The 22119-nt window shown below is 53.2% G+C and carries 16 protein-coding genes and 2 tRNA genes; 17 read left to right on the top strand and 1 reads right to left on the bottom strand.

Annotated features, from left to right (window positions below):
• Positions 1–23 precede the first annotated feature (23 nt).
• The 8 genes from tig to AB8516_RS09545 all read left to right on the top strand — a co-directional run bounded on the left by tig (position 24) and on the right by AB8516_RS09545 (position 8832).
• Complete coding sequence (gene tig / locus AB8516_RS09580; RefSeq protein ID WP_369160173.1) at positions 24–1310, top strand: trigger factor; 1287 nt, start codon at positions 24–26, stop codon at positions 1308–1310.
• A gap of 45 nt (positions 1311–1355) precedes the next feature.
• The gene (gene clpP, locus AB8516_RS09575; RefSeq protein WP_369163255.1) at positions 1356–1970 is read left to right on the top strand and encodes an ATP-dependent Clp endopeptidase proteolytic subunit ClpP; all 615 of its coding nucleotides are present in this window, start codon (positions 1356–1358) and stop codon (positions 1968–1970) included.
• A 143-nt stretch (positions 1971–2113) separates the two neighbouring features.
• Complete coding sequence (gene clpX, locus AB8516_RS09570) at positions 2114–3388, top strand: ATP-dependent Clp protease ATP-binding subunit ClpX (RefSeq protein ID WP_069122861.1); 1275 nt, start codon at positions 2114–2116, stop codon at positions 3386–3388.
• Between the two features lie 323 nt (positions 3389–3711).
• The gene (gene lon, locus AB8516_RS09565; protein ID WP_369160170.1) at positions 3712–6162 is read left to right on the top strand and encodes an endopeptidase La; all 2451 of its coding nucleotides are present in this window, start codon (positions 3712–3714) and stop codon (positions 6160–6162) included.
• Between the two features lie 184 nt (positions 6163–6346).
• On the top strand, positions 6347–6619 hold the full coding sequence (locus tag AB8516_RS09560) for an HU family DNA-binding protein (RefSeq protein ID WP_369160168.1): 273 nt from the start codon (positions 6347–6349) through the stop codon (positions 6617–6619).
• A gap of 52 nt (positions 6620–6671) precedes the next feature.
• Positions 6672–6747: transfer RNA gene (locus tag AB8516_RS09555), tRNA-Val, on the top strand.
• Positions 6748–6751: 4 nt separating this feature from the next.
• Positions 6752–6828, top strand: a tRNA-Asp gene (locus AB8516_RS09550).
• Positions 6829–6930: 102 nt separating this feature from the next.
• Complete coding sequence (locus AB8516_RS09545; protein WP_369160165.1) at positions 6931–8832, top strand: SurA N-terminal domain-containing protein; 1902 nt, start codon at positions 6931–6933, stop codon at positions 8830–8832.
• A gap of 18 nt (positions 8833–8850) precedes the next feature.
• Here the strand turns inward: AB8516_RS09545 and AB8516_RS09540 are convergent, their stop codons facing one another.
• On the bottom strand, positions 8851–9627 hold the full coding sequence (locus AB8516_RS09540) for an enoyl-ACP reductase (protein ID WP_369160163.1): 777 nt from the start codon (positions 9625–9627) through the stop codon (positions 8851–8853).
• 296 nt (positions 9628–9923) lie between these two features.
• Here AB8516_RS09540 and AB8516_RS09535 point away from each other — a divergent pair, with 296 nt between their 5' ends.
• The 9 genes from AB8516_RS09535 (at position 9924) to AB8516_RS09495 (ending at position 21950) form a co-directional block, all read left to right on the top strand.
• Positions 9924–11795, top strand: a complete 1872-nt coding sequence (locus AB8516_RS09535; protein ID WP_369160161.1) for a peptide-binding protein — start codon at positions 9924–9926, stop codon at positions 11793–11795.
• On the top strand, positions 11796–13181 hold the full coding sequence (locus AB8516_RS09530; RefSeq protein WP_369160158.1) for an ABC transporter permease: 1386 nt from the start codon (positions 11796–11798) through the stop codon (positions 13179–13181). It abuts the gene before it with no gap.
• On the top strand, positions 13174–14346 hold the full coding sequence (locus tag AB8516_RS09525) for an ABC transporter permease (RefSeq protein ID WP_369160156.1): 1173 nt from the start codon (positions 13174–13176) through the stop codon (positions 14344–14346). The genes AB8516_RS09530 and AB8516_RS09525 overlap by 8 nt, the downstream gene beginning before the upstream one ends.
• Entirely contained in the window at positions 14346–15974 is a 1629-nt protein-coding gene (locus tag AB8516_RS09520; RefSeq protein ID WP_369160154.1) for an ABC transporter ATP-binding protein, read from the top strand. Before AB8516_RS09525 ends, AB8516_RS09520 begins: the two co-directional genes overlap by 1 nt.
• Before the next feature lie 7 nt (positions 15975–15981).
• Positions 15982–17991, top strand: coding sequence for a dipeptide ABC transporter ATP-binding protein (locus AB8516_RS09515; protein ID WP_369160152.1), 2010 nt, complete (start codon positions 15982–15984; stop codon positions 17989–17991).
• Positions 17992–18114: 123 nt separating this feature from the next.
• Positions 18115–18978, top strand: coding sequence for a type IV pili methyl-accepting chemotaxis transducer N-terminal domain-containing protein (locus AB8516_RS09510; RefSeq protein WP_369160150.1), 864 nt, complete (start codon positions 18115–18117; stop codon positions 18976–18978).
• Positions 18979–19009: 31 nt separating this feature from the next.
• Positions 19010–20704, top strand: a complete 1695-nt coding sequence (locus tag AB8516_RS09505) for a methyl-accepting chemotaxis protein (protein WP_369160148.1) — start codon at positions 19010–19012, stop codon at positions 20702–20704.
• Positions 20705–20803: 99 nt separating this feature from the next.
• Positions 20804–20968: a hypothetical protein gene (locus AB8516_RS09500; protein WP_369160146.1), complete on the top strand. Its 165-nt coding sequence runs from the start codon at positions 20804–20806 to the stop codon at positions 20966–20968.
• A gap of 223 nt (positions 20969–21191) precedes the next feature.
• A complete protein-coding gene (locus AB8516_RS09495; RefSeq protein WP_369160144.1) occupies positions 21192–21950 on the top strand; it encodes an ATP-binding protein in 759 nt (252 codons plus the stop codon).
• Positions 21951–22119 lie beyond the last annotated feature (169 nt).

The raw sequence follows: 22119 nt of genomic DNA, 5'->3' as shown, positions 1-22119 counted from the left end.
TCAAGGCTGTCAGGAGAAGAACCATGCAAGTTTCGGTGGAATCGGGTGAAGGGCTAGAGCGACGCGTTACGGTCGAATTGCCGGCTGAGCAGATCGAGGTGGAGGTCACCAAGCGTCTGAAGCAGATTGGTCGAACCGCCAAACTGGATGGCTTTCGTCCGGGAAAAGTACCTATGAATCTGTTGCGCCGAAATTACGGTGGCCAGGTCCTGCAGGAGGTCTATGGTCAAATGATCGAGAGCAGCTACCAGGAGGCGATCCAGCAGGAGAAGCTGCAACCCGCGGGGATGCCGAAGATCGAGCCCAAAGAGAGCACCGAAGAGGGGTTGTTCAGTTATGTGGCCACCCTGGAGGTTATGCCTGATATCAAATTGACCGAACTCACGGGAGAGATCAAGCAGCCCGTTGCCGAGATCACCGCGCAGGATGTCGAGGATATGATCGAAAAACTGCGCAAACAGCGTGCTACCTGGAACAACGTAGACCGTGCCGCTGCCGAGGGTGATCAAGTGAAGATCAGCTTCAAGGGTTTGGTCGACGGGGAGGTGTTCGAAGGCGGCAGTGCCGAAAACGTGGATCTCGTGCTTGGTTCCAATCGGATGATCGAGGGCTTTGAGAGTGGTCTGGTGGGAATGGTCAAAGAGGAGAAACGCTCCATTGACCTGCAATTCCCCGAGGATTACCGGGTGGAAGATCTGGCGGGAAAACCGGTAACGTTCGAAGTCGAGGTGAATGAGGTTGCGGAAGAAGTGCTGCCCCAAGTCGATGATGATTTCGCCAAGGACTTTGGCGCCGGTGAAGGTGTGGATAAACTGAAGGAAGATATCCAGGAAAACATGCGGCGTGAACTTTCACAGCGTGTCAAGGCTCGGATAAAGAGTCAGGCGATGGATCTTATATTCGAGCAGAACAAGATCGACATTCCCAAGGCGCTGATAGAGGAGGAGATCGAGGCGCTGCGTAAACAGACTCGGGAACAGATGGGACAGGGAGCCGGTAGTTTCGAATTGCCCCGTGAGATGTTTGAAGATCAGGCCAGGCGGCGTGTAACCCTGGGCCTGTTGATTGGTGAGATCATTAAACAAAACGAGATTCAGGTCGATAACGATCGTGTACGCCAGACAATTGAGGAGTATGCGGCCAGCTACGAGCAGCCGGAAGAGGTTGTCAAGTTCTACTATGGCAATCAACAACAATTGGCTTCGGTACAGAACGTGGTTTTGGAAGACCAGGTAGTCGACTGGGTCATAGAGCAGGTGGAAGTAGTGGATGATGAGACCACATTCACCGCGTTGACAGAGCAGGGTTGACCCTGAGGAAAAAAAGCAGCTATGAACGAACAGTTTTCATCAGGAATGCCGGATGCACAAAACCTTGGTCTGGTACCGATTGTCATTGAGCAGACAGCCAGGGGTGAGCGCTCTTTCGATATCTATTCGAGACTGCTCAAGGAGCGGGTTATCTTTCTGGTTGGGCCGGTCGAAGATCATATGGCCAATCTGGTTGTTGCCCAGCTACTGTTTCTTGAGTCGGAGAATCCTGACAAGGATATTCACCTCTATATCAATTCACCTGGAGGATCGGTCACTGCGGGCCTCTCTATCTACGATACCATGCAGTTTGTCCGTCCTGATGTCAGTACCATGTGTATCGGTCAGGCAGCCAGTATGGGGGCGTTATTATTGGCGGGTGGCGCAAAGGGAAAGCGGTATTGCCTGCCAAATTCCCGTATGATGATCCACCAACCCCTGGGCGGTTTCCAGGGACAGGCGACAGATATAGAGATTCATGCGAAAGAGATTCTGTTGTTGCGGGAGCGTTTGAACTCCATCCTGGCCCATCATACCGGTCAGAGTCTGGCGAAGATCGGGGAGGATACCGAACGCGATAATTTTATGGGAGGCGAGGAGTCTGTAGCCTACGGCCTGATTGATTCTGTACTGAGCAATCGCGAAGGGGCGGCAGACTGAATAACCTGTCTCTGAAGGCGGTTACCGACTGTATCGGAGGCCTGATACGCAGATCAGAGTTTCGTGACTCTGACCTTGCCATCTATGCGCAGTTAGATATGATTGAGTTAAAAGCAGGTTGATTTCGGTTCGAGGAGTGAGATATGGGCAGTGACAAGAGCGGAAAAGGCGACGACGGCAAGCTGCTGTATTGCTCCTTTTGCGGCAAAAGCCAGCATGAGGTACGCAAACTGATCGCCGGTCCTTCCGTCTTCATCTGTGACGAATGTGTCGAACTCTGCAACGACATTATCCGCGAGGAGATGCAGGATCCCGGGGAAGAGAGTATCAACAAGCTTCCCAAGCCTCACGAGATCAAAAAGACCCTGGATCAATATGTCATCGGCCAGCATCGGGCGAAGAAGGTGCTATCGGTCGCGGTTTACAACCACTACAAACGCCTCGATACCATCGGTAAAGAGAGTGATGTGGAGCTGGCCAAATCCAATATCCTGCTGATTGGGCCCACCGGATCGGGCAAAACCCTCCTGGCTGAGACACTTGCCAGGCTCCTGAATGTACCGTTCACGATTGCCGATGCGACTACCCTCACCGAGGCGGGTTATGTGGGCGAGGATGTGGAAAACATCATCCAAAAGCTGTTACAAAAGTGTGATTATGATGTGGAAAAGGCCCAAACAGGCATAGTCTACATTGATGAGATCGACAAGATTTCCCGAAAATCAGACAACCCCTCAATTACCCGGGATGTATCGGGTGAGGGCGTACAGCAGGCCCTGTTGAAACTGATCGAAGGTACGGTGGCCTCCGTACCCCCCCAAGGTGGGCGCAAGCACCCCCAGCAGGAGTTCCTGCAGGTCAATACCTCGAATATCCTGTTTATTGTCGGTGGTGCCTTCGCCGGATTGGAAAAGGTCATCAAAGATCGTTCCGAAAAGGGTGGTATCGGATTTTCCGCGGAAGTAAAGAGCAAGGACGACTCACGCTCGATCGGCGATATCATCGTCGATGTGGAACCCGAGGATCTGATCAAATATGGTCTGATTCCCGAATTCGTCGGTCGTCTGCCTGTTGTGGCCACACTGCAGGAGCTGGATGAAGCCTCGTTGGTGAAGATCCTCACCGAACCGAAGAATGCCCTGACCAAGCAGTACAGCCGCCTGTTTGAGATGGAAGGCTGTGAGCTCGAGATCCGTGAAGACGCACTGCGCGCCATTGCCCGTAAAGCCATGCTTCGCAAGACAGGCGCACGGGGATTGCGCACCATCTTAGAACAAGTACTGCTTGACACCATGTACGATCTTCCCTCTATGGACGAGGTGACGAAGGTCGTAGTGGATGAGGCAGTGATCGCCGGCGAGTCTGAACCGCTGATGATTTATGAAAACAGCGACAAGCAGATCGCCGCATCCGATTAGCACAACATCACAAAAATAGTGGTCTGTTCTACGTGCGAAAGTCAGACCGGCCGGATTGACTGACAGATGCTGGTATGTTCTTGAATTCATAACATATCTATTGGGTATGTTCGTCACCAGAGGGTATATATCTGCTCTATTCATTGCATTACAGGCTTGAAACATCCAGATTCCACCCTTATATATGTCCTTTATAGTGTTGATCCGAATAAATGGATGCGGATTGAACATAGTTACCCGCCAGTATCAAATCCCTGTACTGACTGTCATACCTGAGGTTGAAGGTTTTTAGGCAGAGAGACTGCCGAAATGAGGATAATTTAATGGGCCACGAGTACACAGATTCCATGAAGACGATCAGCCAGAATAATCTCGTGCCGGTTTTGCCGTTGCGCGATGTGGTCGTCTATCCCCATATGGTCATTCCTCTGTTTGTCGGCCGTGATAAGTCGATCCAGGCACTGGATTCGGCGATGCAGAGCAACAAGCAGATTCTGCTGGCAGCGCAAAAGAGCGCTGATGTGGATGATCCGGACGTGGTTGATATGTATGCAATCGGCACCCTGGCAAACATACTCCAACTTCTCAAGTTACCCGACGGTACTGTCAAGGTGCTCGTCGAAGGCGGAGAGAGAGCACGTATCACGGAATTCGTTGATACGGATGAGTTCTTTACCGCCAGGCTTGAAACCCTGACTGACACGATCGATGTGGCGGGCCGTGAGAGCGAGGTACTGATGCGTTCGGCCACCAACCTGTTTGATCAGTATGTCAAGTTGAACAAAAAGGTGCCCCCTGAGGTGCTCACATCACTCTCAAGCATCGATGATCCCAGCCGTCTTGCAGATACCATTGCTGCACATATGTCATTGAAGCTGGAAGAGAAACAACATGTTCTTGAGATGCCCAACGTACGCGAGCGTCTGGAACATCTGATGGGATTGATGGAGGGTGAAAACGATATCCTGCAGATGGAGAAACGGATCCGTGGCCGCGTAAAACGCCAGATGGAGAAGAATCAGCGCGAGTACTATCTGAATGAACAGATGAAGGCGATCCAGAAGGAGCTCGGCGAGATGGAGGATGCGCCGAACGAGATTGAGGATCTCACCAAAAAGATAGAATCCGTCGGTATGACCAAGGAGGCCAAGGAAAAGGCAACCAATGAGTTGAACAAACTCAAGCTGATGTCCCCCATGTCCGCTGAAGCCACAGTGGTGCGTAACTATATCGATACCCTGGTCGGTCTGCCCTGGAAGAAACGGACCAAGATACGTAACGATATCGGTGCGGCCGACGCGGTGTTGAATGAAGACCACTACGGTCTGGAGAAGGTCAAGGAGCGTATCCTCGAGTATCTCGCGGTACAACAACGAGTACGAAAACTGAAAGGACCGATACTCTGTCTGGTGGGGCCTCCCGGTGTCGGTAAGACCTCCTTGGGTCAATCGATAGCCCGTGCCACCAATCGCAAATTCACCCGCATGGCCCTGGGCGGGGTAAGAGACGAGGCGGAAATTCGTGGACACAGGCGTACCTATATCGGCGCATTGCCCGGCAAAATCATCAACAACCTGAGTAAGGTCAAGACCCGTAATCCGCTGTTTCTCCTTGACGAGATAGACAAAATGGCGATGGATTTTAGGGGTGACCCGGCATCGGCCCTGCTGGAGGTGCTCGATCCGGAACAAAACCACACATTCAATGACCACTATCTCGAAGTCGACTTCGATCTGTCCGAGGTAATGTTCGTTGCGACCGCGAATACCTTGAACATCCCTCCGGCGTTACTCGATCGCATGGAAGTGATCAGGCTGTCCGGTTATACCGAAGATGAAAAGGTCAGTATTGCCGAACGCTATCTGGTGCGTAAGCAGATGGAGAATAACGGATTGAAGCCCAATGAACTCATCATCAGGGAGTCCGCGATACGCGATATCGTCCGTTACTACACACGTGAAGCGGGTGTGCGAAATCTGGAACGGGAGATTGCCAAGATATGCCGTAAAGTGGTGAAGGATATTCTGCTGAAGAAACCAAAAGGCAAGATCACCGTTACACCCAAGAAGCTTGAAGACTATTTGGGTGTTAAAAGATTCCGTTATGGCCGGGCTGACGAACACGATCAGGTCGGTCAGGTTACCGGACTGGCCTGGACCGAAGTGGGCGGTGAACTGCTGCGCATCGAGGCGGCATTGATGCCTGGGAAGGGCCGGCTCAGTCATACCGGTCAATTGGGTGAAATCATGCAGGAGTCCATTCAGGCGGCCATGACTGTTGTCAGGAGTCGTGCAGATTCTCTCGCATTGGAAGAGGATTTCCACCAAAAATGTGATGTTCATATCCATGTGCCCGAAGGTGCGACGCCGAAAGACGGTCCCAGCGCAGGTGTCGGTATGTGTACCAGTCTGGTATCCGCTTTGACAAAAATACCGGTTCGGGCGGATGTGGCAATGACGGGGGAGATCACCCTGAGAGGTGAGGTTTTACCGATCGGCGGACTCAAAGAGAAGCTGCTTGCCGCTCATCGCGGAGGTATCGCAACGGTTATCATTCCCGAAGAGAATGAACGAGATCTTGTTGATATACCAAAGAATATTAAACAAAATCTTGATATCAGACCGGTCCGCTGGATCGATGAAGTGTTGCAGGTGGCACTCAAGGAGATGCCGCAACCGAAAGAGGGAAAGTCAGCGGATGCGACACAGACTAAGGGCGGACAACAGCAGGATGGCGACGAGGTCAAGAAACGGGGTGCGCCGACCAAGCACTAGTATGATTCGAGATGCTATATCTCTGTCACAACAGTAACAAATGTTAAGAATAGGTCTTCTGAGTTGCTTGACAGGGTATCTGGCAGCCGGTATAAATTCTGGCGTTTCGGGCCCCAATCGGGCCATTACATAACGCTTCTAAAGGCGGTAATTCCGCCAAGACCATCACAGGGGAAAATGATTAATGAATAAGGCCGAACTAATTGAGGCAATGGCGGAATCTGCGGACATTTCCAAAGCGGCTGCCGGGCGTGCGCTCGACGGTATGGTTGACGCAGTAACAAAAGCGATGAAAGAGGGTGATACGCTCTCGTTGGTAGGATTTGGCACCTTCTCAGTGAAGGATCGGGCCGCTCGCGAAGGCCGTAATCCGCAAACTGGCGAGACGATTAAAATCAAGGCCTCAAGAATCCCGTCATTCAAGGCTGGTAAAGCATTGAAGGATGCAATAAACTAGCGCGCCTTCAGGTGAGGTATCTCTAACCGATTGACGATATACCCCACTAGCAGGGTGCTTAGCTCAGCTGGGAGAGCATCGCCCTTACAAGGCGAGGGTCGCAGGTTCGATCCCTGCAGCACCCACCAACTCGGAGCGGTAGTTCAGTTGGTTAGAATACCGGCCTGTCACGCCGGGGGTCGCGGGTTCGAGTCCCGTCCGCTCCGCCAACTTTTATCATCAACGGGGTATCTGGCAGATACCCCGTTTTTGTTTTAGACGTATGGCACCTGGTCAACTTGCCTCAGGTGTAAATAAGTGAGTCACTGGTCATGCTTCAGGTTATCAGAGATAAAGCGCAGGGTTGGATCGCATGGGCGATCGTAATATTGATTTCGATTCCATTCGCACTTTGGGGAATCCAGTCCTATCTGGGAGTCGGTTCCGAACCTATTGCGGCAACAGTCAACGGCGCCGAAATTAACGAACGTACCCTGGATAATCAGTACCAGCGCTTCCGTCAGCAACTGCGCGAGCAGCTCGGTGCAGCCTATCGTCCGGAAATGTTCGATGACGCCAGGATGCGCAAAGAGGTGTTAAACCGTCTGATCAGGGATGAACTGGTGCAACAGACTTCCAACAGGATGGGATTACGTGCGGGAAGCAACATGATCCAAGCCTCGATACTGAGTATGCCGACGTTTCAAAAGGATGGACGCTATGATCAGCAGACCTATGAACGTGCATTGCGCTTACAGGGTCTCTCACCCGCTGGTTTCGAAGATCGCGTACGTCGTGCCTTGGTTGCGGAACAGCTGTCACAGGCGGTTCATGCAGGTAGTTTTGTCACTCCAAAAGAACTCAATGAGAATCAAAGGTTAGTGAAACAGACCCGTGAATTATCCTATTTCGTGGTTCCCGCCAGTGATTTCAAACTGAGTGATGAACTCTCCGATGATGAAATCAAGACCTATTACGAAGCCAACCAAAGCGCCTTTATTTCGCCTGAAAAGGTTAAGGTCGAGTATATTCTGTTGGATGCCGGGACTGCAGGCGGCACCATTGATGTCGATGAAGAACGTCTTCGCGGTTACTATGAGAACAATCAGGATGAGTTCGGTCTTCCAGAGCAGCGCCAGGCCAGCCACATCCTGATTCTGGCGGCTGCAGATGCGGATCAATCGACAGTGGATGAAGCGAAGGCAAGGATCGATGTCTTGGCCGAAAGACTGCGTGATGGTGAATCATTCGAGGAACTGGCCAAACAGAACTCCCAGGACCCGGGTTCCGCTGCCGCGGGCGGTGATTTGGGTTTCTTTGGCAAAGGTATTATGGACCCGGCCTTTGAATCCGCTGTCTATGCCCTCCAGGAGGGTGGGGTGAGCGAGCCCGTGCGTACCAGTTTCGGTTTCCATCTAATCAAGCTGACAGGGATCAAGGATGGGACTGTCAAACCGTTCGAAGAGGCACGGACTGATGTAGAGGCGGCCTATCGTAAGTTCGAGGGTGAGCGACTCTATTTTGAACTGGCGGAGCAGCTTGCCGATCTGAGCTATGAGGACCCGGACAGTCTGGAATCTGCCGCGTCCGTATTGGAGCTTAGTATTCAGCAGAGTGACTGGATTACCCGGGAACAGGGTGCAGGTGTATTCGCCAATCCCAAGGTGAGGACGGCAGCCTACAGTGACGACGTGCTGAAAGAGCATAATAACAGTGAATTGATCGAGATCGATGGCACCAGCTCACTGGTACTTCGGGTCCTTGATCATCAGGAGTCCTCTGTGCTGCCGCTGGATGAGGTGAGACAACAGATCACCGAGACCCTGCAGCAGCAACAGGCCGAACAGCAGGCCCAGGCCGAGGCAGAGAAACGAATGGCTGAAATGGCCGCAGGTGCTCCCTTATCGGATGTTGCCAATAGCTATGCCGTGACCGGTCCAATGACGGTGGATCGAAATGACCGGCAAATCCCACCGGGATTGTCGAGTGCGCTTTTCCGCACTGCAAAGCCGGCTGCCGGTGGATCATCGCCAGGCACTGCACGGCTTGCCGGTGGAGACTTTGCAGTCTATCTACTGACGGGTGTCACAGAGGGTAGTGCTGACGATAAGAGCAATCTACAACAGCAAGAGAGCCTGCGTCGCATGCTGGGCAGGGATCACTATGAAATGGTGTTGACCGATCTGGAATCCCGTGCGGATATCGAAATCCTGCTGAATACCGATAGCGAATAGGTCGACTTAGACTCGGCATCAAGCGATGCCGAGAATATGGTATCCCGAGTCTACATAGATAATATCCCCGGTGATTCCCGAGGCAAGATCGGAACAGAGAAATGCGGTGGTATTGCCCACCTCTTCAATGGTGACGTTGCGGCGTAATGGATTTCTTTTCTCCGCCTCTTCGAGCATGCCCTTGAAGTTTTTGATCCCTGATGCAGCCAGGGTCCTGATCGGGCCTGCGGATACAGCATTGACCCGGATGCCTTCAGGGCCGAGTGATTCGGCCAAATAACGAACGTTTGCCTCCAGACTCGCCTTCGCCACTCCCATGACATTGTAGTTGGGGACGGTGCGTACTGCGCCAAGGTAGCTCATGGTGACCAGGGATGCGTTTCGACCCTGCATCAATGGTCGTCCGGCCTTGGCGAGCGCGGCAAAGCTGTAGGAACTGATATCGTGAGCCAATGCGAATCCCTCACGAGTCAGATTGTCAAGATAGCCACCTTCCAAATGGTCGCGGGGTGCGAACCCCACCGCATGCACGATGGCGTCCAGGTGACCCCACTGTTGTTCCAGGGTGCCGAACAGGTCTGCGATCTGTTGGTCACTGGTGACATCCAGGGGCATAACAATGTCTGCGGCAAACTTTTCGGCGGCATCGTCGACGCGTTTTTTAAGCTTTTCCGTCTGATAGGTGAGCGCCAGCTCAGCACCTTGGCGGTGCATGGCCTCGGCAACACCCCAGGCGATGGAGCGGTTACTGGCAATGCCGACAATGAGTATGCGTTTGTTTTGTAAAAAGCCCATGGAACGATTCCTTACAGGAGTTATCGATATATGCACGGGGAGTGGCATATAGACAGACTCACTTAGAGTTAAACTGCGTAACTTACCGGAATTTATCTTCAGCGAAAAGTGCAGGTGATGTGTTCGGGGCTACTTGAAAAAATCCATACCCTGTTTCTTCATTATTCACATCACACAGGATTGCTTACTCTTTCAAGTCCCGGGAAAGCATAATAGACTCTCTAAGGCCTGTTGGATTAGTGTTAACAGGCCCTGGTTTTTTTTAATTACTTATCCTGGGTCACAGGAGTAACTTCATGCAGCGACGCTTAAACGGTCGGGATGTTCTCTATTTCGGTGGTCTTGCTCTGGTGTTGATTACCATCGTCCTGGTTATGTATATGATCGACCGGCAATGGCAGAAGATGTCTCGCATGGAACAGTTGATGCGAGAGCAGGCTGGAGACATCCGGGAGATAACAGGTCAGGTCAGAAGCCTGGATCAACGCATTCAACAGGGGGTCAATCTGGCACAACAAAGCGGCTCGTCTCAGCAGGGTCAAATGGCCACTGCATTCGAGCGGGCCTATGCCGTTACCCAGCAGCCCGATTACAGTCAGGGGGACTGGCTGGTGCAGGCATTCGGTGTCAACCTGAAATCCCTGACCCCGTTTATTTCACAGGACGTTTACTCATCCCAGGTGCAGGGTTATATTCTGGAGACCTTACTGATCCGCAATCCCGATACCCTGGAGTGGCAGGGGCTGTTGGCCCATGATTGGTCTGTCAGCGAGGACGGTCTTACCTTTATCTTCAAGCTTCGAGAAGGATTGCAGTTCTCGGACGGTTTGCCGCTGACGGCCGAGGATGTGGTTTTTACCTTTGAGTTTATTATGACCGAGGCGATTCAGGCGCCGCGGGAGCGGGCCTATTACGCAAAGATCGAATCGGTGGAGGCCCTCGATCCACTGACGGTAAAATTCCAGTTTGCCGAACCCTACTTCAATGCACTCTCATTGGCCGGGGGTATGGAGATCATGCCGAAACACTTCTACCAGCCCTACCTTGGGGATCCCAACAGCTTCAACCAATCAAAGGGGGTGTTGTTGGGTTCAGGTCCCTATCGTCTTGAAGACCCGAAGGGTTGGGCGCCGGATAAAGGAGGCGTGGAGCTGCGTCGAAATCCCCGCTACTGGGGGCCTGTGGAACCGGCCTTCGACCGGCTTATCTGGCGGGTGATCGAAAACGACAGCGCACGACTCACCACGTTCCGCAACGGTGAGATCGACACCTATGGTTCGCGGCCACGGGAATATCAGCAGTTGATCGATGATGAGCAGATTGGTGATAAGGCTCAGCATTGGGAGTATATGAGTCCGGTGGCGGGCTACTCCTATATTGGCTGGAATCAGCTGCGTAACGAGAAGCCGACCCGGTTCGCAAAAACTGAGGTGAGGCAGGCGATGACCTATTTGATCGATCGTCAGCGCATTGTCGATGAGATCTATCTCGGTTATGCAGAGGTCGCTGTGAGCCCATTCAGCGCCAGCAGCAAGCAGCACGATCCCGCCACTACGGCGCGCAACTATGATCAGGCAAAGGGGATTGAGCTGCTCTCCAAGGCGGGGTATGCCGACCGTGATGGAGACGGCATCCTAGAGGACAGTGATGGCAGGCCATTCGAATTCGAGCTGGTCTATTTTCAGGGTAATGAGGATACCGGACGAATGGTGTTGTTTCTGAAGGATATGCTGGCCCGTGCCGGTATCCTGCTGCAGCCGAAGCCCACTGAGTGGTCGGTGATGCTCGATTTGATGAAGAAGCGGGATTTCGATGCCATTACACTGGGGTGGAGTAGCGGTCTTGAAACAGATCTCTACCAGATGTTTCACAGCAGTCAGATCGCGGGAGGCGGGAACAACTTCATCAACTACAGCAACCCGGAGTTGGATCGCCTGATCGAGGAGGCGCGGGCTACCGTGGATGAAAAGAAGCGTATGCCTCTGTGGCGTCAGGCAGAGGCCCATCTCTTCAACGATCAGCCCTATACCTTTCTGAGGCGGAGCAAGAGCCTGGTGTTCATCGACCGGCGATTGCGTAACGTGGTCAATACCAAGGTCGGCCTCAACCTGGGACAAGTGCCTCTTGAGAACTATGTCCCCATCGTTGAGCAGCGATACACCCAATAGATGCTGACCTATCTGCTTAGACGTCTGCTGTTGATGTTGCCCACATTACTGGGTATTACTCTGGTGGTGTTCGTGGTCATGGCCGCATCGCCCGGTGGTATCAGCGCCCAGAGTCTGGTGGAGGGGCAGAACCTGGACCCGGAGGCGAAGAAAGAGATCGAGGCCTATTACAATCGTCTCTACGGGCTGGATGATCCCCCCTATCTGCAATATCTTCGTTGGTTGAATAATGTCTCACCAATCGGTTTCACCTTCGATGAAGAGAATCGGATGAGCGGCTTCTCTTTCACCAAAGGCTCCGACCTGGGCCGCAGTTTTCGCTATGGGCGCCCGGTCACTGAGCTGCTCTCGGAAAGAGTGCCCATCACCATCCTATTGAATGTCTTGAGTATCCCGATCGTCTATCTGTTGGCACTGCTGGTCGGCGTGCGCGCGGCAGTCGAGCGGGGACGCTCCTTCGATGTCAGCAGCGGCATGATCATGCTCGCACTCTGGTCGGTGCCGACCATGCTTGCAGGTGTGCTGATGATCGGCTTTTTCGCCAATGAGCAGTATTGGCGTTGGTTTCCCACCGCCGGTTTGAGCGATCGACTGGTACTCGACCAGGTGTTCATGCCCCATTGGTCGAGCCTGTGGGATATAGCCCTGTTGTTCATGGTGGTTATGCTTGCGATCTCACTCTTTCTGGCGTTGGGACGTCTTACCCTGCGGCCGTTCAGGGAGATCGCATTCGGTCTTGTCTGGGCATTGTTGGGAACGGCCATGGTCTATCAATTGCCTGAGGCGCAACGTTCCCTGTCATTGTGGATCGGCATTCCAGTCATCTTCGCCCTGCTTGCCGCCTGGCTGGCAAGCAGTGACTACCGCCTGTTGCGGCAGCTCGGATTCCTCACCACCGGTCTCCTGGTGGGGCTTCTGCTCGCGGTCTACTGGATGCAGGGAAACTGGGTGAGGGGATTTCTGCTGGATCGGCTCTGGCATCTGGCGTTGCCGGTGATCTGTCTCGCCTATGGTGGTTTTGCCGGCCTTGCCAAGCTGACCCGCACCGCGGTGTTGGAGAACCTGCTTTCCGATTATGCGCGCACCGCCAGGGCCAAGGGGCTGGCGGAAGCGGTGGTGCTGTGGCGACATGTTTTCCGCAACAGTCTGCTTCCCCTGATCACCGTGGCTGCCAGTCTGCTGCCCAGCCTGTTGGCGGGTTCGATTATCGTGGAGAGCATTTTCAGTATTGAGGGTATGGGTAAACTGGCGGTGGAGGCGGTGCAGACCAGGGACCGTGAATTGGTATTGTCGATCACCCTTATCGGGGGCTGTCTGACCTTGTTGGGTTATCTGCTGGCCGATATTTTGTATGCCTTGGCCGATCCGCGGGTGAGCTATGAGTAGGACTGCGAAGAGGCGTCAGAGCTACTGGCGCAGGATTCTCGGCCAGACCTTTGTCCGCTGGGGCGCACGCCTGGGTTTACTCTGGGTGGGTATCCTCGCTCTGGTGGGTGTTTTCGCTCCCTTCCTTGCCAGTAGCTTCCCATTGTTGCTCAGTCATGAGGGTGAGATCAGCAGTCCGGTGCTGAACTATCTGCAGCCGGTCGATGTGCTCTTTCTAGTGGGCTTCATCACCCTGTTGTTGCTCTATCCCTGGCAGATCACGCTGCTACGCAAGTTTTTGATCATGTTCTTCGTACTGGCGGTAGCGGCGCTTTTCGCTTATCTCTGGGTCAAGCCTCAACAACTGGTTATCTATGAGCAGTACCGGGTTGCCGATGCCGCCGGTGAATATGACTGGGTGGTTTACGCGCCGGTTCCCTTCTCACCGAAGGATTACCAGAGGGATCGGGGCGATACCGGCTTGGAGGCGCCCCTTTCGCAACAGTCGCGAGCCCATTGGTTCGGTACCGAACAGAACGGGGCCGATGTGCTCAGTCGGATGGTCCATGCCTCCAGGATCGCCCTCGGCATCGGCTTTGTGGCCACCGGGATCGCCATGTTGCTGGGGATCATTATCGGTGGCCTGATGGGCTATTTCTCCGGTGTGGTGGATATCCTCGGTATGCGTCTGGTGGAGATTTTCGAGGCCGTGCCGACCTTGTTTCTGTTGTTGACCTTTGTCGCTTTCTTCGGTCGCAGCCTCTATATCATGATGGTGATCATCGGTATCACCAGCTGGCCAGGTTACGCCCGCTACGTGCGCGCCGAGTTTTTGCGTCTGCGCAAGCAGGACTTTGTCCAGGCGGCCGAGGCGGCGGGCCTGCCGCTGCCTTCGATTCTGTTCCGTCACATGTTGCCCAACGGCATGGGTCCGGTGTTGGTGGCGGCCAGTTTCGGCGTGGCATCGGCGATCCTCGCCGAGGCGACGTTGAGCTTCCTCGGGCTTGGCCTGGTGGATGATCCCTCCTGGGGTGAAATGCTCAATCAGGCGGTACAGTCATCCCGCTTCAACTGGTGGATGGCGGCCTTTCCCGGCGGCGCCATCTTTCTCACGGTCTTTGCCTATAACCTGATCGGTGAATCGTTGCGAGATGCCATCGATCCCTATCTGAGCAAGTCGGGCTGATGTTACTGTCGGTGAAACAGCTCCATACCTGGTTTCAGCACCAGGGACGAACCATCAAGGCCGTTGATGAGGTCAGCTTCGAAATTGCACGCGGGGAAACTTTCTGCCTGGTCGGTGAATCGGGCAGCGGTAAATCGATCACTGCACTTTCAATCATGCAGCTGCTGCCAAAATCCAACCTGCAACGACATACGGGTGAGATCCACTTTCATGCTCAGGGTGAAGCGCCGGTGGATCTGGCTGGCCTGAGCGAGGCTGAGATGCAGCAGGTGCGGGGAGGGAGGATCGCGATGATCTTCCAGGAACCCATGAGTTCGTTGAATCCCGTTTTTACCATCGGCGAACAGATCCTCGAGGCAGTAAGACTCCACTTTCCCGAACTCTCCGAAGGGGAGGCATGGCAACGGGTATTGGAATCCCTGGAGGCGGTACAGCTGCCCGATCCGCAGACCCGGGTCCACAGCTTTCCCCATCAGCTGTCGGGGGGGCAGCGTCAACGGGTGATGATCGCCATGGCCATGGCCTGCGAGCCCGACCTGTTGATTGCCGATGAACCCACCACGGCGTTGGATGTCACGGTTCAGCGTGAGATCCTGCGGTTGATGAAGACCCTGCAGCAGCGTACAAGTATGGCAATTCTGTTTATCACCCATGATTTCGGTGTAGTGTCCCAGATTGCCGACCGCGTCGGTGTCATGCAGCGGGGCAAACTGGTCGAGACCGGTGACACCGAGCAGATAATTCACCGTCCCGGCCATAGCTATACTCAGGCATTGATTGCCGCCCTGCCGGAGAATCTGGCCCGCAACCAGCCCCATGAACAGCATGGTGATCAGATGCCATTGATCAGGCTTTCCCGGCTGGAGATCCATTTTCCGGTGCGAAAGGGGTTGCTGCGGCGGGTCGTCGATCAGGTGCGCGCGGTGGACGGTGTCGATCTGGAGATACCCCGCGGAGAGATTCTGGCGCTGGTCGGTGAATCGGGTAGCGGCAAGACGACTCTGGGGCGGGGTATCCTGCGCCTGACCGAACCCACCGCCGGTCGTGTGGCTTTCGATGATACCGATATTACAGAAATGAACAGGTCGCAACTCAGGCGTTTCCGCCGCCATATGCAGATCATCTTTCAGGATCCCATATCATCCCTGAACCCGCGTCTGAGTATTGCCGCTATCCTGACTGAAGCGATGAAGGTCCATGGGATCGGTGAAGATCAGGATGCGCGTATTGAGATAGCGAGAGACCTGCTGGATCAGGTACAGATGGAGGAGGATACCTTGTGGCGCTACCCGCATGAATTTTCCGGCGGTCAGCGGCAGCGGATCGGTATTGCGAGGGCACTCTCCCTGAACCCCTCTTTCATCGTTTGTGACGAGATCACCAGTGCTCTGGATGTCTCCGTGCAGGCGGAAATCTTGCGCATGCTACTGGATCTGCGAGCCAAGCATGGGCTCACCCTGCTGTTCATTACCCATAATATCGGTGTGGTGGAGTATGTCAGTGATCGCACCGCAGTGATGTACCAGGGCAAGATCGTCGAACAGGGGAGAACCGAGGATATCGTCAATCGTCCGAGCAATCGATATACGCAACAGCTGATCGCTGCGGTACCGAGGGTGCCGGTCTGATCCAACCATGATCGATCACTTGCTGAAGATCAGCGGTCTGCGGCTCACTTTGAAAAACGCAAACAGCAGGCTGTGTGTTGTTGAGGATCTCGACCTTGAGATCCAACAGGGTGAGACATTTGCCCTGGTAGGCGAGTCGGGTTGCGGCAAGTCGATGACTGCGCTGTCGTTGATGCGATTGTTGCCACCCTCCGTCCACATCGAGGCGGGAAGGATCGATTTCAACGGTTTCGACCTGGTGGATCTGGATCGGCAATCGATACGGCGCCTGCGTGGGGGTCAGATGGGCATGGTATTCCAGGAGCCGATGACCTCGCTCAATCCGTTGATGAGTATCGGTCGACAGATTGCTGAAGCGGTGACGCTGCACGATGATCTGATGAAGAGTGCGGTCAACCAGCGTGTGATCGAATTGTTGCAGGCTGTTGCAATCCCGGATCCGGAGCGTTGTGTCCATCGTTATCCCCATCAGCTCTCCGGTGGGATGAAACAACGGGTGATGATTGCGATGGCGCTGGCGGGTAATCCCAAACTTCTGATTGCCGATGAGCCCACCACTGCCCTCGATGTCACCATGCAAGCCCAGATTCTGGGTCTGATGAAGCACTTGCAGCAGGCAAAGGGCATGTCGATCCTGTTGATTACGCACGATCTGGGTGTGGTAGCGGAGATGGCGGATCGGGTTGCTGTCATGTATGCGGGTGAGATCGTCGAGAGCGCCGAGATAGGCGCTTTTTTTCGCCATCCCAGGCATCCCTACAGTCGTTTGCTGTTCGCTTCACTGCCCGAGCGCAGGCGTCCGGGCGAAAAGCTGGCCGTGATCGGAGGCGCTGTTCCAGCCTTGGGCAGCGAATTCATCGGCTGCCGCTTTGTTGCGCGTTGTGATCAGAGCAGGCAGGCCTGTCATGAGACGACACCAGACTGGCTGCCGGGAGAAAACCGTTCCGGGGTGCGTTGTCTGCTCTACAAAGATGAGACGTTGAAGCTGAATGTGAGTGATACGGATTGCGTGTCACATCATTCCTTGCCGGACAGAGACAGGAGACCGCTGTTATCGGTCGAGAATCTGCGGGTGCACTTTCCTGTCCGTAAGGGGTTGCTGCAATCTGTGGTCGGTCAGCTCAAGGCAGTGGATGGTGTCGACCTGGAAATCGCCCGAGGATCGGTGGTGGCATTGGTCGGCGAGTCGGGTTGCGGCAAGTCCACGCTGGGCAAAGCGATTCTAAAACTCATCGACTCGACCGGGGGGCGAATTGTAATCGACGGTAAGTCGCTTGGCGGCATGCGAGGGAGAGATCTGAGACGCCTGCGTGGTGATATCCAGATTATCTTCCAGGATCCGGTTTCATCGATGAATCCCAGGATGAAGGTGGCTGATATCGTTGCCGAGGGCATCCTTGCCCAAGGTACCCATAGTGGAGCTGCGCTGAGGCGGCGTGTCGAGTCCTTGCTGCAGCAGGTCGGTCTGCCGGCATCGGCCGCCAGTAGATATCCTCATGAATTTTCAGGAGGCCAGCGGCAACGTATCTGTGTGGCGCGGGCACTGGCGGTGGAGCCACGCCTGATTGTCTGTGACGAACCGACCAGTGCGCTGGATCTTTCAGTACAGGCGCAAATCCTCAATCTGCTCAAGGGATTGCAGGGTGAGCTCGGGCTCTCCTATCTGTTTATATCTCACGATATCTCCGTGGTGGCCTATATGGCTGATGAAATTGCAGTCATGTATCTGGGCAGAATAGTGGAGAGGGGACGGACCGATGAGGTTATGAAACATCCTCGGCACCCCTATACACGTGCACTGCTCTCAGCTGTTCCTGTACCCGATCCCGGCAGGCAGCGAACAGTCATTCAATTGCCGGGAGAACCACCGTCACCGGTCGCACCGCCCAGTGGATGCCATTTTCATCCGCGTTGTCCGCAAGCTGAAGCGAATTGTGGATCAGCCTATCCTGAAGAGAAACACATCACTGGGACGCATAAGGTCAGCTGCTTTCGTGTCAGTGTTGGCAAGCCATGATAGGTTTTGTTTACACAAATCAAATTCCAGTAGTTTAAATTCAATAAAGTAATCCGGAAATTGTGCCGATCTCGCTATGAGGGTGAATTTCACTCAACATGTTACTTGCGAAGGTGCACAGCCATGAAAAAAATCTCTCTTCCACTTTTTATTGCATTGTTGCTGGCTATTGCAGTCAGTGATGTTTTAGCGGTCACTGCCAGTGAATATGCTGTGGTCATTAATCTCTCCGGGAGACAGAGGATGTTGACTCAGAAAATGTCCAAGGAGATGCTTCTGATTGCAAATAAGATAGATGTGGAAGGAAACAGGGCGAACCTGAAAAAAACCGCCAAGCTGTTTGATACCACATTAACAGGTTTGCGTGACGGAAACGCTGAAATGGGATTGCCTGCGACAGAGGGAAGGGTGATTCTCAAACAGTTGGATAAAGTCAGGAAATTATGGGATGAATTTCAATCGGTGGTTTCCGAAGTCGTGCAGGGGGGGAGTGTCGATATCGCCAAAGTGGCGCAACTGAATCTCCCATTGCTGAAAAATATGAATACCGCAGTTCGCTTGTATGAAAAGGAGGCCAAAAAGGCGACTGGCAAGAGTGCAGGTGTAGTGATCAATCTTGCCGGTAAGCAGCGTATGCTGACGCAAAAGATGTCGAAGGAGATGTCGCTTGTGGCCTTGAAACATAATACGGACGACAATAAATCCAATCTCCGCAGCACAGCCTCATTATTTGATCGCACGCTCAAGGGACTGCTCGATGGGGATGGGGATCTGGAACTCCCGGGCACGAAGGATAAGGCTATCCGCAGTCAACTGATGGTTGTTGGCGATCTGTGGAAAGAGTTCAAGCCCCTGGTGGAGCGTGCGGCAGGTATCGACGCCAAGGGGGTTTCAAAAGATGACCTCTTGCAGATGTCAAAACTGAACCTTCCTCTGCTTAAAGAGATGAACAAAGCAGTAAAAATGTATGAGCAACTCGAACAGTAGTTGTCCCTGTCTCGTTAAGAGGTGACTTATCATGTCAATCTCATCCTGGTATATCGCAACCGTCAGCCTTGTCTTTGAACGGTTTAAGATTCGCACGCTGGTGTTTATGGGGATGGCCTTTTTCATCGCGTTGATGCTGTTTACCACCCTGTTTGCACTATATCAATTGGGACGTACTACGGATGACCTCTCAAAGGCGGCCGAGCAGGCAGTCGATATTCGCATCGTCGTTGAAGAGGTGGAGGATGGTTCTATCGTAGCGTCATCCTCGGCATCCAAGCTTAGCGACGATATGAACAGCACACTTCTTAACATGCTTAAGACCAATGTGTCCGATATGGCTCAGATCCAGTCCGCATTCGAGAAGATGGTGAAAAACCTCAATACCTTGATCGAGGGTGAGGAAGATGACCCAACGATGCTGATGCTCGAAATCGAGGATATATATGAGCAGGTCAGGCGGGAATCCCTGCCACGGGTCAGAAGTATCGTCGGTGAGTTCAAGAAAGCGGCGCAAGAAGGTGCACGACAGGCGGGTGTAGCGAAGGATCTACAATTGTTGGCGGAGACGTTCAAGGAAAAGTCGGTTAAGGCGGCGGCAGCATCCGAAGTTATCGAACAGGATTCGGCAACCTCGGTGCAGAGAGCAGAGCAAAGTATGCAATTACTGATACTGACCATAGCGGTATCGGTTGTGTTTGTTTTTATAACCTCATTCAATACCTATTTGGTTATTAACCGGCCGATTTCACTAATGCGTGAAAGGATCAAGGATATCGCGGAAGGAGAGGGAGACTTGACCAAGCGGCTCAACGCGGATGCAAATAATGAATTGGGTGAGCTCTCTCACTGGTTCAATGTATTCATGGATAAGCTCCAGGTATTGATACAGAACGTTAAGGAATCGAGTGGGAAGATGACTGAAGCGGCTTATCAAATGTTGGAAATGACCGAAAAGTCGAGTGCTGGCGTCCTTCATCAGAAGACAAAGACAGAAGATATAGTGCATGCCATGCAAAATCTCTCTTTGGCTGTTGAAAGCGTTGCGGAAAGTGCTGCAGCGGCCGACAAGGCCACCGATTCTGCAGAAAAGGAGTCGTTAAAGGGCAGGGAGGATCTGCGAATGACCATCAACAGTATCACGACGCTGGCAGAGGAGATCGATACTGCTGCAAGTATTATCAATGGTTTTCAAAAAGACAGTGAGGATATCGGGGGTGTGCTGGATGTTATAAAGGGAATCGCTGAACAAACGAATCTGTTGGCATTGAACGCAGCGATCGAGGCGGCGAGAGCCGGGGAACAGGGCAGGGGCTTTGCCGTTGTGGCTGATGAAGTTAGGACTCTCGCCACCCGGACACAGGAATCGACACAGGAGATTCAGGAGATTATCATCCGGTTGCAATCCGGAGCGGAGCAGGCGGTTACCGCCATGAACTCAGGTAGGTCGCGTGGACATGAGACGGCACAGCAAGCGAAACAGGCTGGTGTATCGCTGGAATCGATAACGCAGGCTGTCAACCAAATATCTGCGGTCAACTCCAAGATTGCTGACGCGACAGTCGATCAACGCAATGTCGCTTCAGATGTCAATGATGGGATAAACACAATCAATCAGGTGGCTGAACAAACTGCCACCAGAGCGGAACAGACCACCAGGCAGGGAGAGGTGGTCTCCCTGCTTGCCCAGGAACTGAACACATCTGTAAAACAGTTCAGGGTGTGAGTGGGTAGACTCTATTTTTCTTCGGGTTAGTAGCGGCGAAGAGTGATCCTATTCTGTTTTAAGCAGGATTATCATCTTCCGATACACGACACTACTAAGATGAATGCCCTTCAGTCCCGGCTGAGGAACAGTGCGGTGTTGATCAGTCAGGGACTGGAAAACAAGGTTAATTTCATCATCGATTCCAACATGCATGATCCGACCATGCCGGGGGAGGAGTATGACCATGATATTCCTGCCCTGATGACGCACCCTATGCTGTGAAAGCACAGGGCTGTAATTGCGTGGTGGTTGTCGAGCCAGAGTGAATGTGGTTATCTTGCGGATCTGTATGGTGGTCAGTGTTTATACACAATATATCGTTCTTTACGGGATTGTGGTAAACCGTTGCTGTTGCGTCAATTCGGATCACTGGCCGATTTGCACAACAGAAGAAGTGATTTCACAATGGGCTAAGATAATATAACCAGCCTGCAGGGGGGACCCCATGTCGATCGATTGGACAAAAACAGCTGCGGCTATATGGCGACCGCGCAGAGGCGATCTCAGAGCCGTTGAACATATCGATCAAATAGGGCTTGATCAGTTGGTTGGCATTGATGATCAAAAATTACAGTTGTTACGCAATACGGAACGTTTCCTCTCCGGAGAGGGCGCCAACAATGCACTGTTGTGGGGAGGCAAGGGTACTGGTAAATCCTCACTCATCAAGGCGGTGTTTAATCAATACCGGAGGCAGGATCTGCGACTGATCCAGGTCGATAGAAACGATTTGATCGAACTGCCGGAGATCGTAGACGGAATCAGAGGGTTAACGCAACGATTCATTGTGTTTTGCGATGATCTGACCTTTGATATTGGCGAGGCGTCCTATCGTGCATTGAAGAGTGTACTGGATGGCTCCATAGAAGCGCCGCCCGCGAACGTGCTGATCTACGCCACATCCAACCGGCGTCATCTTCTGCCTGAGTTCATGAGTGAAAACCGGGAAGCAAGGATGGTGGGGGATGATCTTCATTTGGGTGATACTACTGAGGAAAAACTGGCACTGTCAGACAGGTTCGGTCTGTGGCTCTCATTCTATCCGGTGAACTGGCATGGCTACCTGAAGATTGTGGATAGCTATTTTCCTGAGTACAGCGGGGATCGCAAAGCACTCCATGAGGCGGCGAAACAGTTTGCAATGGCGCGTGGAGGGGCAAAAAGCGGCCGAGCCGCAAAGCAGTTTTTCAAGGCCTATTCATAGGGTATGTGAAGTTGTGATACCCGGTGCTGTTGCATCTGAAAATGCGTCAATCAAGGCGCGAGGAGTGAAGTTTTGAAGATCCAAATGAGCGACGAGCACCGCCGAGCGGCGCTTTTTCAGGCGTACCCCAAGGGTACTTCCTTCAGGGCGTACCCAGCAGGCCGATTGG

Source organism: Candidatus Thiodiazotropha sp. LNASS1 (genome assembly GCF_964212655.1).
Taxonomy (GTDB): domain Bacteria; phylum Pseudomonadota; class Gammaproteobacteria; order Chromatiales; family Chromatiaceae; genus Thiodiazotropha.
Note: the sequence above shows the minus strand (reverse complement) of the source record. Positions and strands in the feature narration are given on the sequence as shown.